Consider the following 14,813-nt stretch of genomic DNA (forward strand, 5'->3'; position numbering starts at 1 on the left):
GACGTGAAGGCACGTGTCACCGTTACCTTGAAGACGGGCATCCTCGATCCGCAAGGCAAGGCCATCGAAGGCGCGCTGAAGTCGCTCGGCGTCGACGGCGTCGCCAGCGTCCGCCAGGGCAAGGTGTTCGACATCGAGCTCGCCGGCGCTGACAAGACCAAGGCGGAAGCCGCACTGAAGGAAGCCGCCGACAAGCTGCTGGCGAATACCGTGATCGAGAATTATGCTATCGAGATGAAGGCATAAAGGTAGGCGAAATGTCCGATGTGACGCCCGAGCTGATGTTCGAGGCGTTGAAATCGATCCAAGCGCGGCTGGCGCAGGTCGATGGCAAGATCGACGAAATGAAGCAGGAAATGCTGGCGTTGCGGACGTCTCAAAACGCGGCTCGCCAGGACGTCACGAGTGTCTTTCAGGAGATTGCAGGTGTTCATGCCACGCTGGTGAGGCATGAAGGGCGGCTCGACCGTATCGAGCGTCGGCTTGAATTCGGCGATGCGCCGGTTCGGTGACGTTGGTCTAAGTCACAACCACCCGACGCGGCGAAACCGCCAGTACAGCGCGGTGCACGCCGTCAGCATCACGCCGAGCAGCATGTAATAGCCGTAGTCCCATTCCAGCTCCGGCATGTGCTTGAAGTTCATGCCGTAGATGCCGGCAAGCGCGGTCGGGATCGCGATGATCGCGAGCCACGAGGCGAGCTTCTTGGACACCGCCGTCTCCTGCGCCTGGCCGACCAGGAGGCTGGCCTCGAAGGCGAAGGCCAGCACCTCGCGCATGGAATCGATGCGCTCCTGGATGTTGCGGACGTGGTCGGTGACGTCGCGGAACAGCGGCTGCATGGCCTGCCGCACCATTGACAGCTCGTCATGCTCGAGACGGCGGCAGACCTCCACCAGCGGCCCTATGGCGTTGCGGAGCCGCAAGAGGTCGCGGCGGAGCATGTACAGACGTTCGATCTGTGCTTTGGTGATCGCGTGCGCGAGCACGTAGTCCTCGATCTCCTCGACCTCTTCGTGAATACTCTCGAGCACGGGCGAGTAATTGTCGACGATGAAATCGAGGATCGCATAGAGGATGTAATCCTCGCCGCGCGCGAGCGCCCGCGGGCAGCTTTCGCAGCGTTCGCGCACCGGCTTGTAGGACGTCGAGGCGCCGTGGCGCACCGAGACCAGATAACCTTCGCCGACGAAGATGTGAGTCTCGCCGAAGACGATGCGGCCCTCGACCAGCTGCGCCGTTCGCGCCACGATGAACAGGGCTTCGCCATATTGCTCGATCTTCGGCCGCTGATGGGCGTGGTTGGCGTCCTCGATCGCGAGCTCGTGCAGGTCGAATTGCTTCTGCACCGCGCCGAGCAGCGCCATGTCGGGCTCGTGCAGACCGATCCAGACGACGTGGCCGGGCTTGGCCCGCCAGCTCGAGGCCTCGCTGATGGCGATATTGGCGATGCGGCGGCCGTCGACATAGGCGCCGGCGGCGACGACGCCCTCGGTGGACACGGGCTCGGAGGGGGATGTGGGCAGAGACGGGACGTTCATGGCTTCAATCCCGGGCAAGATCGTCGGGCAAAAGTGCCTCGGCTATGGCCTGTGTACAAGGCCGTCCGGCAAGGCTAGCACTGGTAAAATCCCCGTCAAATGGCTATGTCTCTTCGCGAGTTGGCCCTTTGGCCAGCCCGATTCCCATCACCGTCGGAACCTGAACATGAAAGCCGCCATCCTCGTCTTTCCCGGAATCAACCGCGAACGCGACATGGCGCGTGCGCTGAGGATGATCTCGGGCAGCGAGCCGGCGATGGTCTGGCACGCCGAGCCGTTGCTGCCTGCGGGCACGGATCTCGTGGTGGTGCCGGGCGGCTTCTCCTACGGCGACTATTTGCGCTGCGGTGCCATCGCGGCACGCGCGCCGGTGATGGACGCGGTGCGGGACTATGCGGCCAAGGGCGGCCTCGTGCTCGGCGTCTGCAACGGTTTTCAGATCCTCTGCGAATCCGGCCTGTTGCCGGGCGTGTTGATGCGCAACGAGCGGCTGAAATTCATTTGCCATGACGTGCATCTGCGCGTCGAGCGGTCCGACACGCCGTTCACCCGCGGCTACAATGCCGGGCAGGTGATCCGCGTGCCGGTCGCCCATGGCGAAGGCAATTACGAGGCGGATGAAGAGACCATCAAGCGGCTCGAAGGCGAGGGACGGGTGCTCTATCGTTACTGCTCCGCTGACGGCGTGGTCGACGATGACAGCAACATCAACGGCGCGGCGCATTCGATCGCCGGCATCGTCAACGACAAGGGCAACGTGCTCGGCATGATGCCGCATCCGGAAAACCACGTCGAAGACATCATGGGCTGCACCGACGGTCGCGGCCTGTTTGCCGGCCTGACCGCGCATCTGGAAAAAGCCGCGTGATTGCGTTCGCGGTGAAGCGGGTACTCGCTGCGATCGCGGCGCTGTCGTTCGCGTCATTTTCGCTCGCAACTGGCGCGTTCGCGCAGGATTATCCCAAGCGTCCTGTTACCATGATCGTGCCGTTCGCGGCCGGCGGCACCTCGGACGTGATCGCGCGCGCGGTGGCCGAGCAGATGGGCATCGCGCTCGGCCAAACTATCGTGATCGAGAACGTCGCTGGGGCCGGCGGCTCGACCGCGCTGGCACGTGCCTCCCGCGCCGAGCCCGACGGCTACACCATCGCGATCGGCAATGCCGGCACCAACGCCGCGACCTATACGATCTATCCCAAGCTGCCGTTCACGCCGGACTCCTTCGTGCCGATCGCCATGGTGGCGAAGACGTTCGGCATCGTCGCGCTGCGCAAGGACTTTCCGGCGAAGGACCTCAAGGAGTTCATCGCCTACGCCAAGGCCAATCCCGGCAAGATCAATCTCGGGCATGCCGGCGTCGGCTCGTCGAACTATCTGATCTGCAAGAGCTTCGTCACCGCCGCCGGCATCGACGCGACGCTGGTCGGCTATCGCGGCGCAGCGCCCGCGCTGACCGACGCGGTCGGCAGCCAGATCGACGGCGTCTGCGATGCGGCGGCCTCGGTCTCGCAGTCGATCAACGAGAAGCTGGTAAAGGGGCTCGTGGTCGGTTCGACCGTGCGGCTCGCCACGCTGCCGGAGCTGCCGACGTCGGCGGAGGCGGGCCTGCCCGAATTCGAGGCACAGGGCTGGAACGGCCTGTTCGCGCCGAAGGGCACGCCGCCGGCGGTGATTGCCAAGCTGAACGCCGCGGCGCGCACCGCCGTTGAGACCGACGCGGTCAAGAAGCGCTTTGCTGACCTCTCAACCGTTGCGCCCGATGCAGGCGAGCATACGCCGGAGCTGCTGCAGCAGCTCGTGACGCGCGACGTCGAAAAATACCGGAAGATGCTGGCGGACGACGCCAAGTAGGCCGCTCCTGCCGGCTCCCTTATTGGCGAGAGACGGCCTTGCGCGACTCAAGGAATCCGCGCGACGACCTTGATCTCGAAGTCGAACCCGGCAAGCCAATTCACGCCAACAGCCGTCCAATTCGGATAGGGCGCGTCGCCAATCTCGGCGCTACGAACAGCCATCACCGTATCGATCTGTTGGGCAGGATCGGTGTGAAACGTGGTGACATCCACCACATCGTCCAGCGTGCATCCGGCAGCTGCGAGCACCGCGCGCAAATTGGCAAACGCACGCCGGACCTGGTCCTCGAACACGGGCTCGGGTGACCCGTCCTCGCGGCTGCCGACCTGTCCCGAGACGAACAGCAAGTCGCCGGACCGGATCGCGGCAGAATACCGATGGGCTTCATAAAGTGCGTGACGGTGAGCGGGGAAGATGGCCTCGCGCTGGAGCATGAGCTGTGCCTTTCGGAAGATCAGGGGGCAGGCGACCGCGAATTGCCTTGCAGCGCTGGCCGAGACATTGTTGATATACGGTTCGTATGTGAACTTATCGCTCACATACGCGGCGTATGTCAATAGAAAATGGGTCGAGCATGATCGAGGGAAAACGTGCCGCAGCCATGGCGGAAAATCGGGCCAAGCTCATCCGCGCTGCGCGCAAGGCCTTCGCCACGCAGGGTTATGCAGAAGCGTCGATGGATGAGCTGACGGCCTCGGTCGGGCTGACGCGGGGCGCGCTCTATCACAATTTCGAAGACAAGAAGGGACTGCTCTGGGCCGTCGTCGCGCAGATCGATGGCGAAATGGCAGAGCGGCTGCGAGCGATCCGGGAGCAGGCGCCAACCTTGTGGCAGGGCCTGCTCGCAGAGGGCAGTGCCTATATCGAAATGGCGCTCGATCCTGAAATTCAGCGCATCATGCTTCTGGATGGACCTGCCGTACTCGGTGATCCATCCAAATGGCCCGGCGAGAACGCCTGCCTGGATATCACCATGCGAACGATCCGGTCACTGATCGACGAGAAGGTGGTGAAGCCTTTGGATGTTGAAGCGGCCGGGCGACTGCTGAACGGCGCCGCGCTCAGTGCCGCATTATGGGTCGCCGCAGCCGACGATCCGAAAGTCGTGCTGAACAAGGCCGTGGACGCGTTTCGAGCGCTGGCAAGCGGATTGTTGCTCAAGCCGGTTTGACTGCGCATGATGCACATGTTCGTGACCCGCCATGCGCAGCTCGCGGCGCCAGACATTAGGCGCGCTACTGCTGTCTCATGAACCTCCATTGCGTTCAAGACGACTGACTCTCGTCGCCATCAAGGCGCATGCGTTCGATATCGTGGATTTTCGCGAGAAGCAGCAACTCAAAGTTGTTTCATCATACGAGTTGCGATATCAGGAAGCCTGCGCCGTCGTTGTGCTTCCGGATGTCACATGCCCGTTGCTCTCGTCGTTCTGTTGCTCGATATCACGCTGATCTATCACGCCTCGCGGACCGGGCGGTTGCAGCCCTGGGCCTTCATCATCCTGATGGTGCCGCTGATCGGCGCGCTCGCCTATATCGCCGTCGAGCTCGTTCCCGAATGGTTTTCCAGCCCCGGCGCGCGTCAGGCGCGGCAGCGCGTCGCCAATCGGCTCGATCCCGAGAAACGCTATCGTGAGCTGTCCGACCACCTGGCTGGCGCCGACACCATCGCCAATCGCGCAGCGCTGGCCGAAGAGTGCGCAAATGTCGGCCGGTTCGGCGAGGCCGAGCAGCATTATGATCACATTCTGAAGCTGCCAATGGGCCACGATCCGGCCTATGCGCTTCGCAAGGCCCAAGCGGAGTTTTCCGCCAAGCGCCCCGCAGATGCGCTCGCGACACTGGACGATCTGCAGAAGCAATGGCCAGCTTTCGACTCCGCCGACGCGCATCTGCTCTACGCCCGCGCGCTCGCGGAGGTCGGCCGGCTCGACGAGGCGCTCGAGGAATATCACGCGCTCGCCGGCTACTTCCCGGGCGCCGAAGCGCAAGTGCGCTACGGCATGCTGCTGCAAACGGTCGGCCGCAGCGCCGAGGCACGCATGGTCTTCAACGAGCTCCTGATTCAGATGCGGCGGGCGCCGAAATACCTGCGCAAGGCGCAGGCCGAATGGCTGTCGATCGCGGAGAAACAGCTTTCGGCTTGAGCGGGGAGCTTACCGCAGCTTCAGCCGCTCCGCCGGCACCGTCATCGCCGCAACACCCGCCATCACCAGCAGCAGGCCGAGCGCCAGGTTCGACGGCACGCTCTCGCCGAGCAGCAACACGGAGAGGCCAACGCCGATCGGGATGCGCAGATAGCCTTGAGCGTTCGTCGTCAGCGTGCCGAGGCGGCCGAGGCAGACGTAGAACAGCATCAGGCCCAGCGCGCTGGAGACGATGCCCATGACGATGGTGGCGACGATCGCCGTCGGCGTCGGCTGCAGCGTCCAGGGCTGGTCGATGAACAGCGATGGCGGCAGCAGGATGAGACCGCCGAACAATAGCGAGCCGGCCGCTACCACCATCGGGTCGTATTCGGAGAGGCGAAGGCCGAAGATCGTGGCGCAGGCGAAGGAGATGGTGGCGAGCAGGATCGCGATCTCCGCCACGATCTCGCTACCAAAACCGCGCAGCGCGTCGAGGCCCACGATGAGAATCGTGCCGGCGAGTCCCAAAATTGCGCCCGCGAGCTTGAGCAGCGTTGCCGGCTCATGCCGTGTGATCAGCGAGGTGATCAGGAAGGCAAAGATCGGTGTCGTCGAGGCCAGCACCACCGTGTTCGATGCCGGCACATATTGCTGCGACCAGGTGATGATCAGGAACGGGAAGGTCGAGTTGATCAATTGCTGGGTCGCGAACAGCTTCCACGCTTTCGCGTCGGTCGGGACTTTGATGCCGCGCATCCACAGGATCGCGAACAGGAAGGCAGCCGCAATCAGCGAGCGTGCCGAGATGAAGGTGATGGGCGGGATGGTGGGAAGCGCCAGCTTGGCCAGCGGATAGGTCGAGCTCCAGCAGCAGGCGAGCGCGAGCAGCAGCGCATAGTCGCGCCAGTTGCGGGCGCCGGTGGCGGCCATGGACGGCAACGGCGATGAAACGGAGGCTGCTGCGCGCCCCGCCTCCGATGTGCTCTGCGGCACCTTATTCCTGCTCCCCGGCGCGATAGCGCTTGCCGGGAAGTCTGGGCGAGGGGGCGCGAAAAGGGAAGGCGCCGAGCTATGCGTTTGGCTGAGGTAGCGCCTTCCGCTTCATCCGCTTGATCGTGCCGGAAAAGGTGAGCAGCACCCGCGTCCCGGACATCATCTTGCCGCGCAGGAAGATCAGCGAGCCGCCGGCGCGGGTGACCTCGCCGGTGCATTCGATCAGCTCGCCCTCGCGTGCCGCGTCGAGGAATTCACAGGCAAAATTGGTCGTCACAGCCCGGCTGTCGAGGACATGGGTGGCGATCGCAAACAGGGAGTAGTCGGCAAAGGCCATGTAGCAGCCGCCATGGACGTTCCCGGACCCGTTGAGGTGCTTTTTCTCGACCCGGAAGGCGCTGCGGACGCTGCCGTCCGCCTCGATCCGGTGCCAGAAGGGGCCGACATGGGACTCAAAACTGTCGCGAATCCAGGTCCGCCAGCCCACAAATTCACCCTCGGTGGCGACGTGGAGGTCGGGGCGGCGGGGCGGGGGCGCTTTGGTCAATTCGTGCAAGGAAATGGGCCTTCAATTGCGGGTCTTTAGCCCTTAAATCCGATCTGTCCGCGCCGTGCAATTCCTGTTCCCGCCGTCCCCGCCTGCAAAACGTGGGACAGCGGGAAAATGCGCCATAAAGGGCTTTCCGGAAGCCCTCGATGTTCCTAAGAACGGCCAAACCGCCGCCGAAAGCCTGGAATCCATGAAGAACGAACCCAAGATCACCCCCGAACTGGTTGCCGCCCACGGGCTCAAGCCCGACGAGTACGAGCGCATCCTGAAGCTGATCGGGCGGGAGCCGACCTTCACCGAGCTCGGCATCTTCTCGGCGATGTGGAACGAGCACTGCTCGTACAAATCCTCGCGCATTCATCTCAAGGGTCTGCCGACCAAGGCGCCCTGGGTGATCCAGGGCCCGGGCGAGAACGCCGGCGTGATCGACATCGGCGACGGCCAGGCCGTGGTCTTCAAGATGGAGAGCCACAACCACCCGAGCTATATCGAGCCCTATCAGGGTGCGACCACCGGCGTCGGCGGCATCTTGCGCGACGTCTTCACCATGGGCGCGCGCCCGATCGCCTGCCTAAATGCGCTGAGCTTCGGTGCGCCCGAGCATGCCAGGACCCGGCATCTCGTCTCCGGCGTCGTTGCCGGTGTCGGCGGCTACGGCAATTCCTTCGGCGTGCCGACCGTGGGCGGCCAGGTGCGCTTCCACACCCGCTATGACGGCAACATCCTCGTCAACGCGATGGCTGTCGGCCTCGCCGATGCCGACAAGATTTTCTATGCGGCGGCCTCCGGCGTGAACATGCCGATCGTCTATCTCGGCTCCAAGACGGGGCGCGACGGCATCCACGGCGCCTCGATGGCCTCGGCCGAGTTCGATGACAAGTCCGAGGAGAAGCGCCCGACCGTGCAGGTCGGCGATCCCTTCGCCGAGAAGCTGCTGCTGGAAGCCTGCCTCGAGATCATGGAAAAGGGCTGCGTCATCGCGATCCAGGACATGGGCGCGGCGGGCCTGACCTGCTCGGCGGTCGAGATGGGCGCCAAGGGCGACCTCGGTGTCGATCTCGATCTCGATGCGGTGCCGACCCGCGAGACCGGGATGAGCGCCTACGAGATGATGCTCTCGGAAAGCCAGGAGCGCATGCTCATGGTGCTTAAGCCCGAGAAGGAAAAGGAAGCCGAGGCGATCTTCAAGAAGTGGGGCCTCGACTTCGCCGTGGTCGGCTACACCACGCCGAGCAAGCGTTTCGTGGTCAAGCATGGCGGTGACGTCATGGCCGATCTGCCGATCAAGGAGCTCGGCGACGAGGCGCCGCTCTACGACCGTCCGCATGTCCCCTCCGCCGCGTTGCCGGTCGTGCATGCGCGCGATGTGCCTGCGCCGATGGGCCTTGGGCCTGCGCTGGAGAAGCTGATCGGCACGCCCGACATGTGCTCCAAGCGCTGGGTCTGGGAGCAGTACGACCACGTCATTCTCGGCAACACCATGCAGCGTCCCGGCGGCGATGCCGCCGTGGTGCGCCTCGAGGACGGGCCGAAGGGGCTCGCCCTGACCGTCGACGTCACGCCGCGCTATTGCGAGGCGGATCCGTTTGAGGGTGGCAAGCAGGCGGTGGCGGAAGCCTGGCGCAACATCACCGCGGTCGGCGGCAAGCCGCTCGCGATCACCGACAATCTCAACTTCGGCAATCCCGAGCGGCCCGAGATCATGGGCCAGTTCGTCGGCTGCCTGAAGGGCATCTCGGAAGCCTGCCGCACGCTCGACTTCCCGGTCGTCTCCGGCAACGTCTCGCTCTACAACGAGACCAACGGTCGCGCGATCCTCCCCACGCCCTCGATCGGCGGCGTCGGCCTGCTCGACGATTTCACCAAATCGGCCTCGCTCGCCTTCAAGGCCGAGGGCGAAGCGATCCTCCTGGTCGGCGAGACCCATGGCTGGCTCGGCCAGTCCGTTTACTTGCGCGACATCTGCGGTCGCGAGGAGGGCGCGCCTCCGCCGGTCGATCTCGCCGCCGAGAAGCGCAATGGCGATTGCGTGCGCGGCATGATCCATGGCGGTACCGCAACCGCCGTGCACGACCTCTCCGACGGCGGTCTATTGATCGCGCTGGCCGAGATGGCGATGGCGAGCGGCATCGGGGCCAAGCTGCTGGCGGCGCCGACTTCACTGATCTCGCAGGCCTATTGGTTCGGTGAGGACCAGGCGCGCTATCTCGTCACCGTGCCGGAAACCGAAGCCGGCCGCGTGCTCGCCAAGATGCGCGGCTGCGAAGTGCCGTGCGTGCGGATCGGCACCACCGGCGGCAATGCGATCGCGATCGCGGGCGAGGCGCCTGTTACGATCGATGCGCTCCGTAAGTCGTTCGAGCGCTGGCTGCCGGAATATATGGGTGGGAAGGCGGCGTAGCGACGCCATCTCTCCGTCATTGCGAGGAGCCACCGGGTCCCGCCTTTGGCGGGCCCGATGACAGGCTCCGCGACGACGCAATCCACACTGCTGCCTGCGGTGAGATGGATTGCTTCGCTGCGCCCGCAACGACGATAGGAGGCCGGTGCCGCTTCCTCAAAGCACCTTCGTCGCGCCCGGGATCTGCCGCAACGCTCGCGTCAGCGCCCAGCTCGCCATGACTGTCAGTACAAATCCGATCGTGGCCTTGACGATCGCCGGCAGGTCATAGTCGAACAGCCAATATTGCAGCCACAGTGCGATCGGATAGTGCACCAGGAACATGCCGAACGCGTCGCTCTGCATTGGATCGAGCAGCTTGGCTGAGCCTGATTGCCTGAACCTCTGGAAAAAGGCCAGGATCAGAAACATGATGGCCACGCTGAAGACAGTGAAGCAGATGGCATAGAGCGCTTCATACCAGTCCGGCAACGGCGACGGGTTGCCCAGTATTTCGCGCTTGATAAAGATCAGCACCCACAAGAGGCAATACGGAACGATCGCCAGCACCATCCAGTCCCAGCTGACCTTTGCCATCCGGCCGTCGACAGCGAGCAGCCCGCGATCCATTTGCGCAACGCCGATGCCTGCACCGAAAAAGAAGTAGGTCGCGTAGAGCATCACGCGCCCGTGCTGGACCGAGAACGGCCCGAACTCGAACCAACTGCTTGGTCCGAAGTGAACCCTCCCGGGAATGTAGAACGCCGCGGTGACGGCAAGCATGACCGCGAAGAACACGGCGGGCCGACGGCGACCGTGGAGCGAGAGGCGATTGATCGGATCGAGCAGATTGGGCGACAGCCGGTGCAGCAGGCAGGCAACCAGGTCGAAAGCGAACAAGACCCAAAGGAACCAAATCGGCCCGCTCGGCCACGGGCCCTTCGTGACCATATTCCACCAGAATTCCGAAAAGCCGATCTCGGGATGCTGCCGCAGGGAGATCGCGTAGTAGGCGAGCGGAATGACCGTAAGGGCGCAGATCGCGAAGGGTAAGCCAAGCCGAAGCAGGCGATCTGCCAAATAGCTCCGTGCTCCCTTCCGGGCGATGCCAGACCAGGCGAACAGTCCCGACAGGAAGAAGAACATCGCCATGAAGAAGCTGTCGGTGGCGAGCACGATCATGTCGAAGCCGAAGAAGTACTTCGGATCGGTATGACCGAAATAAGTATAGGGGATCACCGCGTGATGCAGCAGCACCACCAGAGTCAGGAAGGTGCGGGCGCGATCAATCGCCAAATTGCGCGCCTTGCTCTTCGGCGCGGCATGCACCTCCGCGCCGATCGTCGCTGAATCTGCCATCGTCATCTTGGTCGCCCCCGCACTCCTGCCCCGGGACCGGACTGTGCCGCCGCGAGCCGGATTCAGCAAGGCTCGTTTGCGCGGTAGTTGAGCCCGACTTGGGTCCTGACACCCGTAGGAACCAGTTCCGCGCGGCGAAGTTAGCGTCCGCCGAAGGGAAGGGCTGACGGCCGCGATAAGCGGCACAATTCGGAGCTGGCAATGACGATCCTGAAATGGGCGCTGATCTTCCTACTTGTCTCGATCGTAGCCGGCGTGCTCGGTTTCACCGGCATCTCGACCGTCTCCGCCGATATCGCCCGCTTCCTGTTCTACGTCTTCGTCGTGATCTTCCTGGTGCTGCTGATATTGGGGCTCACGATCTTCAGGGCGTAGCGGGGCAGTCGGTCGAGCCGGAACGGCGCGCCGGTTCCCAAGCGCCGGCCGTCAATGGCTTGCGAACGGTCTTATGCGAGCCACCAGCTCTGCCAAGAACTGATCGGGGCGATCGAACGGAATGAAATGATCCCCGCCGCGAACCCAGACGAATTCCTTATGCGGGGCCGTGATCAGGTTGAAAAATTGCTCGGCGGGTCCTCCCGGCGTCACAGCGTCTGCATCGCCCTCAATGAAGAACATGGGTATTGAAAATTCGAATCCGAGCGAGGCCGTGTCGCTCTGAAACATCGGCCCGTTCCGTCCCGTCAAATACTTTGCGGAGAAGGCGGCACCTTTCCGCCAATTGTACAGATCAAGCAGCGATACGTCCGGCATGAAAAGCGGCGGGATAGGACCGGCGAGCTGGAAGTCGTCGGCGAGCGGCAGCCCCAGCACATTGCTCCATTTGTCCGCAATCAGGCGATTTTCCGGGGTGAGGACCGGCTGCGAAGCGATCGGCGCCAATTCGGCCAGCGCCTCCTTGTTGGTGGCCGCTGCCGCAAGCCGTTGCAGACGCGCGATCGTGAGTTCAAAGGCCTTCTCGAAGGTCGCCCTGCCGACCACCTGGCCCGTGCCGACATAGGCCGAGAACAGATCCGGACGTTGCTTCGCCATCCGAATCCCTAAGAATGAGCCCCAGGAATGCCCGACCAGGACGATCTTGTCCTTGTGCAAATGCGCGCGCAGGTACTCGGCCAGTTCGATGCCGTCTTGCGTCATCCGCTCCAGTGTCATCGTGGGGGCGAGCGCGTCTCCAGCTGCGCCAAAGGTGCGGCCGGTGCCGCGCTGGTCCCATTGGACAACGGTGAAATGCTCTTCCCAGGGGCGCCAGCCCGACGAGATCGGCAGGGTGGAGCCGCCGGGGCCGCCGTGGACGAACAGGAGAACCGGGTTATCCCGATCCTCACCGCGGATTTGAATCCATTGCTTGATGCCGCCGATCTCGATGAACTCTCCCTCCTGCACGCCGGCAGGAGAGCGGATCGCGAGAGTTTGGGCAGCAAGGTGCTGACGATAGGCACGAAAACCCAGCCCGGCAGCAGCGAGCACAACGAGGATGCCGGACAATCCCAGCAACGAGACCCCAATCAGTCTTGCGGCCCGGCGCGGCATCTCGTGCCTTGTGTCGGCTGGAAGGAGGCGATCCAGGATCGCCCCGGCGTCACAGCGCGTGCGCCTACCCCACTTCCTCGATCTTCACCTTATCCGGATAGAAGGCGAGATGGCCGGAAATCTCGCTCATCGCGGGAAAGGGCGTCTCGTAGGTCCAGGTCGCATTATCGAGCACCTTGCCGTCGGCCTTGACGCTGTAATAACTCGCATCCCCCTTGTAGGGGCAGTGGGTGACGCGGTCGGTGCGCGCCAGCAGGGCCATGTTGGCGTCCTCCCGCGGCACATATTGCACCGCCGGATATTTGGCCTCCTTCAGCGTCAGTGCCTTGCTGGTCTCGGCGATCACGATGTCGCCCGCGGTGACACGGACGCGGCGGGGATTTGGGGTGATGGTGATGGGATGGTCGGGCCCTGGAAGCTTCATGATTTCACGCCTTTTCGATCAATCTGCCGCGCGCGGCACTTTGTCGTGCCTTTATCCTGATGGGATCATGGATATAGTGCCGGAAAGCGTGACGCAGAAGACCGTTCACGCTAAGTTTGGCGCTGCCGGAGAGGGGACCCTGGCAGCGATTCGAGACCAGAAGGAGCGAGACCCGAATGCCCATGGACGCCCACGATATCGAGGCGATGATCAAGGCAGCGATCCCCGATGCCGAGGTGACCATCCGTGACCTCGCCGGCGACGGCGACCACTATGCCGCGACCGTGATCTCGGAATCCTTCCGCGGCAAATCCCGCGTCCAGCAGCACCAGATCGTCTATCAGTCCCTGCGCGGCCAGATGGGCGGCGTGCTGCACGCGCTGGCGCTGCAAACCGGCGTGCCGGGCGCCTGACCTGATCGCGCGACGGGAGACGACGATGGCTGCGGACAATTCTCGCGGCGCGATGTTTCGCGTCATCGTGCCGAACCAGCACAGCCGCGTCACCAATGTCGAGCTGTTCTTCGACCTCGTCTTCGTCTTCGCCGTCACGCAGGTGTCGCATACGCTGCTGCACCATTTCACGCCGCTCGGCGCGGTGCACATCACGGTGCTGTTTCTCGCGGTGTGGTGGGTGTGGGTCTACACCGCCTGGGTCACCAATTGGCTCAATCCCGAGCTGACGCCGGTCCGCATCATGCTCTTTATGATGATGCTGGGCGGGCTGGTGCTGTCGACGACGATCCCGACCGCCTTCGAAGGGCGGGGTCTGTGGTTTGCGATCGCTTACGCGGCGATGCAAATCGGGCGCACGGCCTTCTGGCTGTTCGCAACGCCGCGGCATCGAACCGCGGTCCGCCACAACGCGATCCGCATTCTAACCTGGCTCGCGATCTCCGCGGTGTTGTGGATCGCAGGCGGCCTGTCCGAAGGCGAGACGCGGCTATGGCTGTGGATTGCGGCAGTCGCCTGGGAGTACGTCTCGCCGGCGGCACGCTTCTGGGTTCCGAAGCTCGGCTTCTCGTCGGTTGAGGCCTGGGCGGTCGAGGGCGGCCACATGGCCGAGCGTTGCTCGCTCTTCGTCATCATCGCGCTCGGCGAAGCCGTCGTCGTCAACGGCGCGACCTTTGCCGAGTTGGACTGGACTGCGGACAACATCATGGCCTTCGTCTCCGCACTGGTCGGCGCCATCGCGATGTGGTGGGTCTATTTCCACAAGGGCGCCGAGGCCGGCTCCGAGCGGATCTCGAAGTCCGCCGAATCCGGCCGGTTGGCGCGGCTCGCCTATACCTACCTGCACACACCGATCATCGCCGGCATCATCCTGACCGCGGTCTCGGACGAGCTGGTGCTGAAGCACCCGACCGGTCATTCCGATATCAGGACGGTTCTGAGCACGATCGGCGGGCCGCTGGTGTTCCTGATCGGCACCATCCTGTTCAAGCACGCGATCCGCGGCTTCCTCCAGCTCTCCCACGGCATCGGCATCATCGCGCTCGCGGTGCTGTGGTGGTTCGCCGCCGACCTCCCGCCGCTCTGGCTGTCGGTCGCATCGACGGTGATCATGATCATCGTCGCGGTGTGGGAATCGGTGTCACTGGGGGCGGACAGAGAAGAGGCCAAGGAACATTGAACTGCGGAGCGGCCTGACCAAGCGCCTCGTCGGGACGACCGCTGCGCGGTCTCCTCAGGATGAGGCTATTTGGCGTCGGCGCTCGTTGAAACTGCCTGCCACGCACTCTGTCCTCATCCTGAGAGCCTGACCGAAAAAGGGTGAGCGGTTTTGGCGGGCTTGTGATTCCTTCGGATTTGCAAAGATTCGAGGGAGGACACCATGCCGTGGACCAAATCCGCTCGTCTGCAGTATCAGCGCGTTGGACTGCGTTACGCAAGCGATCTGACCGATGCCGAGTGGGCGCTGATCGCTCGGAAGATGCCGCCGCGACACCGATTGGGCCGGCCGCGGGAGGTCGATCTGCGCGAGATCGTCGAGGCGATCTTCTATGTCCTGTGGAGTGGCTGCCAATGGCGAGCCTTGCCGACGGATTTTCCCCC

General features: G+C 63.7%; 18 protein-coding genes. 11 read left to right on the forward strand and 7 right to left on the reverse strand.

Going from position 1 to position 14,813, the window contains the following annotated elements; all coding sequences use genetic code 11:
- Positions 1 to 3 precede the first annotated feature (3 nt).
- Together purS and GA0061098_RS32360 are read left to right on the forward strand one after the other, a co-directional pair.
- The gene (purS, locus tag GA0061098_RS32355) at positions 4 to 246 is read left to right on the forward strand and encodes a phosphoribosylformylglycinamidine synthase subunit PurS (protein ID WP_091965499.1); all 243 of its coding nucleotides are present in this window, start codon (positions 4 to 6) and stop codon (positions 244 to 246) included.
- 11 nt (positions 247 to 257) lie between these two features.
- Positions 258 to 512, forward strand: coding sequence for a hypothetical protein (locus GA0061098_RS32360; RefSeq protein ID WP_091965500.1), 255 nt, complete (start codon positions 258 to 260; stop codon positions 510 to 512).
- Between the two features lie 12 nt (positions 513 to 524).
- Here GA0061098_RS32360 and GA0061098_RS32365 read toward each other — a convergent pair whose 3' ends face one another.
- Positions 525 to 1,541, reverse strand: coding sequence for a magnesium and cobalt transport protein CorA (locus GA0061098_RS32365; protein WP_091965501.1), 1,017 nt, complete (start codon positions 1,539 to 1,541; stop codon positions 525 to 527).
- Between the two features lie 166 nt (positions 1,542 to 1,707).
- Between GA0061098_RS32365 and purQ the strand changes: the two genes are divergently transcribed.
- Positions 1,708 to 2,409: a phosphoribosylformylglycinamidine synthase subunit PurQ gene (purQ, locus tag GA0061098_RS32370; protein ID WP_091965502.1), complete on the forward strand. Its 702-nt coding sequence runs from the start codon at positions 1,708 to 1,710 to the stop codon at positions 2,407 to 2,409.
- Positions 2,406 to 3,392 carry a tripartite tricarboxylate transporter substrate binding protein BugD gene (locus GA0061098_RS32375; protein ID WP_091965503.1) on the forward strand — a complete coding sequence of 329 codons (987 nt, stop codon included), beginning with the start codon at positions 2,406 to 2,408 and terminating at the stop codon, positions 3,390 to 3,392. The genes purQ and GA0061098_RS32375 overlap by 4 nt, the downstream gene beginning before the upstream one ends.
- Positions 3,393 to 3,439: 47 nt before the next feature.
- On the opposite strand, the gene GA0061098_RS32380 is transcribed toward GA0061098_RS32375, so the two are convergent.
- Complete coding sequence (locus GA0061098_RS32380) at positions 3,440 to 3,829, reverse strand: RidA family protein (protein WP_091965523.1); 390 nt, start codon at positions 3,827 to 3,829, stop codon at positions 3,440 to 3,442.
- Positions 3,830 to 3,969: 140 nt separating this feature from the next.
- On the opposite strand from GA0061098_RS32380, the gene GA0061098_RS32385 reads away from it, so the two are divergent.
- Together GA0061098_RS32385 and GA0061098_RS32390 are read left to right on the forward strand one after the other, a co-directional pair.
- Positions 3,970 to 4,566, forward strand: coding sequence for a TetR/AcrR family transcriptional regulator (locus tag GA0061098_RS32385; RefSeq protein ID WP_091965504.1), 597 nt, complete (start codon positions 3,970 to 3,972; stop codon positions 4,564 to 4,566).
- A gap of 237 nt (positions 4,567 to 4,803) precedes the next feature.
- Complete coding sequence (locus GA0061098_RS32390; protein WP_091965505.1) at positions 4,804 to 5,541, forward strand: tetratricopeptide repeat protein; 738 nt, start codon at positions 4,804 to 4,806, stop codon at positions 5,539 to 5,541.
- A gap of 9 nt (positions 5,542 to 5,550) precedes the next feature.
- Here the strand turns inward: GA0061098_RS32390 and GA0061098_RS32395 are convergent, their stop codons facing one another.
- A complete protein-coding gene (locus tag GA0061098_RS32395; RefSeq protein ID WP_091965506.1) occupies positions 5,551 to 6,516 on the reverse strand; it encodes a DMT family transporter in 966 nt (321 codons plus the stop codon).
- A gap of 76 nt (positions 6,517 to 6,592) precedes the next feature.
- Complete coding sequence (locus GA0061098_RS32400; protein WP_165637740.1) at positions 6,593 to 7,072, reverse strand: PaaI family thioesterase; 480 nt, start codon at positions 7,070 to 7,072, stop codon at positions 6,593 to 6,595.
- 184 nt (positions 7,073 to 7,256) lie between these two features.
- Here GA0061098_RS32400 and purL point away from each other — a divergent pair, with 184 nt between their 5' ends.
- On the forward strand, positions 7,257 to 9,467 hold the full coding sequence (purL, locus tag GA0061098_RS32405; RefSeq protein ID WP_091965507.1) for a phosphoribosylformylglycinamidine synthase subunit PurL: 2,211 nt from the start codon (positions 7,257 to 7,259) through the stop codon (positions 9,465 to 9,467).
- 156 nt (positions 9,468 to 9,623) lie between these two features.
- Here purL and GA0061098_RS32410 read toward each other — a convergent pair whose 3' ends face one another.
- Positions 9,624 to 10,811, reverse strand: coding sequence for an acyltransferase family protein (locus tag GA0061098_RS32410; protein WP_091965508.1), 1,188 nt, complete (start codon positions 10,809 to 10,811; stop codon positions 9,624 to 9,626).
- Between the two features lie 195 nt (positions 10,812 to 11,006).
- On the opposite strand from GA0061098_RS32410, the gene GA0061098_RS32415 reads away from it, so the two are divergent.
- On the forward strand, positions 11,007 to 11,180 hold the full coding sequence (locus GA0061098_RS32415) for a DUF1328 domain-containing protein (RefSeq protein ID WP_018316587.1): 174 nt from the start codon (positions 11,007 to 11,009) through the stop codon (positions 11,178 to 11,180).
- Between the two features lie 51 nt (positions 11,181 to 11,231).
- On the opposite strand, the gene GA0061098_RS32420 is transcribed toward GA0061098_RS32415, so the two are convergent.
- The gene (locus GA0061098_RS32420; protein ID WP_245323723.1) at positions 11,232 to 12,272 is read right to left on the reverse strand and encodes an alpha/beta fold hydrolase; all 1,041 of its coding nucleotides are present in this window, start codon (positions 12,270 to 12,272) and stop codon (positions 11,232 to 11,234) included.
- A 127-nt stretch (positions 12,273 to 12,399) separates the two neighbouring features.
- Positions 12,400 to 12,759, reverse strand: a complete 360-nt coding sequence (locus tag GA0061098_RS32425; protein WP_091965510.1) for a DUF427 domain-containing protein — start codon at positions 12,757 to 12,759, stop codon at positions 12,400 to 12,402.
- Between the two features lie 176 nt (positions 12,760 to 12,935).
- Between GA0061098_RS32425 and GA0061098_RS32430 the strand changes: the two genes are divergently transcribed.
- The 3 genes from GA0061098_RS32430 to GA0061098_RS32440 form a co-directional block, all read left to right on the forward strand.
- Positions 12,936 to 13,172 carry a BolA family protein gene (locus GA0061098_RS32430; RefSeq protein WP_018316584.1) on the forward strand — a complete coding sequence of 79 codons (237 nt, stop codon included), beginning with the start codon at positions 12,936 to 12,938 and terminating at the stop codon, positions 13,170 to 13,172.
- 25 nt (positions 13,173 to 13,197) lie between these two features.
- On the forward strand, positions 13,198 to 14,391 hold the full coding sequence (locus GA0061098_RS32435; RefSeq protein WP_091965511.1) for a low temperature requirement protein A: 1,194 nt from the start codon (positions 13,198 to 13,200) through the stop codon (positions 14,389 to 14,391).
- 201 nt (positions 14,392 to 14,592) lie between these two features.
- Positions 14,593 to 14,813 (forward strand): transposase (locus GA0061098_RS32440; protein ID WP_129591001.1); only part of this gene is annotated, 221 nt, incomplete at its 3' end.

Source organism: Bradyrhizobium shewense (genome assembly GCF_900094605.1).
Classification (GTDB): Bacteria; Pseudomonadota; Alphaproteobacteria; order Rhizobiales; family Xanthobacteraceae; genus Bradyrhizobium; species Bradyrhizobium shewense.

Excerpts from the sequence above, each read along its gene's own strand:
- GA0061098_RS32410 (WP_091965508.1), bottom strand. The coding sequence starts at position 10,811 with ATGACGATGGCAGATTCAGCGACGATCGGCGCGGAGGTGCATGCCGCG.
- GA0061098_RS32360 (WP_091965500.1), top strand. The coding sequence starts at position 258 with ATGTCCGATGTGACGCCCGAGCTGATGTTCGAGGCGTTGAAATCGATC.
- purL (WP_091965507.1), top strand. The coding sequence starts at position 7,257 with ATGAAGAACGAACCCAAGATCACCCCCGAACTGGTTGCCGCCCACGGG.
- GA0061098_RS32415 (WP_018316587.1), top strand. The coding sequence starts at position 11,007 with ATGACGATCCTGAAATGGGCGCTGATCTTCCTACTTGTCTCGATCGTA.
- GA0061098_RS32435 (WP_091965511.1), top strand. The coding sequence starts at position 13,198 with ATGGCTGCGGACAATTCTCGCGGCGCGATGTTTCGCGTCATCGTGCCG.
- purQ (WP_091965502.1), top strand. The coding sequence starts at position 1,708 with ATGAAAGCCGCCATCCTCGTCTTTCCCGGAATCAACCGCGAACGCGAC.
- GA0061098_RS32430 (WP_018316584.1), top strand. The coding sequence starts at position 12,936 with ATGCCCATGGACGCCCACGATATCGAGGCGATGATCAAGGCAGCGATC.
- GA0061098_RS32425 (WP_091965510.1), bottom strand. The coding sequence starts at position 12,759 with ATGAAGCTTCCAGGGCCCGACCATCCCATCACCATCACCCCAAATCCC.
- GA0061098_RS32385 (WP_091965504.1), top strand. The coding sequence starts at position 3,970 with ATGATCGAGGGAAAACGTGCCGCAGCCATGGCGGAAAATCGGGCCAAG.
- GA0061098_RS32365 (WP_091965501.1), bottom strand. The coding sequence starts at position 1,541 with ATGAACGTCCCGTCTCTGCCCACATCCCCCTCCGAGCCCGTGTCCACC.
- GA0061098_RS32380 (WP_091965523.1), bottom strand. The coding sequence starts at position 3,829 with ATGCTCCAGCGCGAGGCCATCTTCCCCGCTCACCGTCACGCACTTTAT.
- GA0061098_RS32390 (WP_091965505.1), top strand. The coding sequence starts at position 4,804 with ATGCCCGTTGCTCTCGTCGTTCTGTTGCTCGATATCACGCTGATCTAT.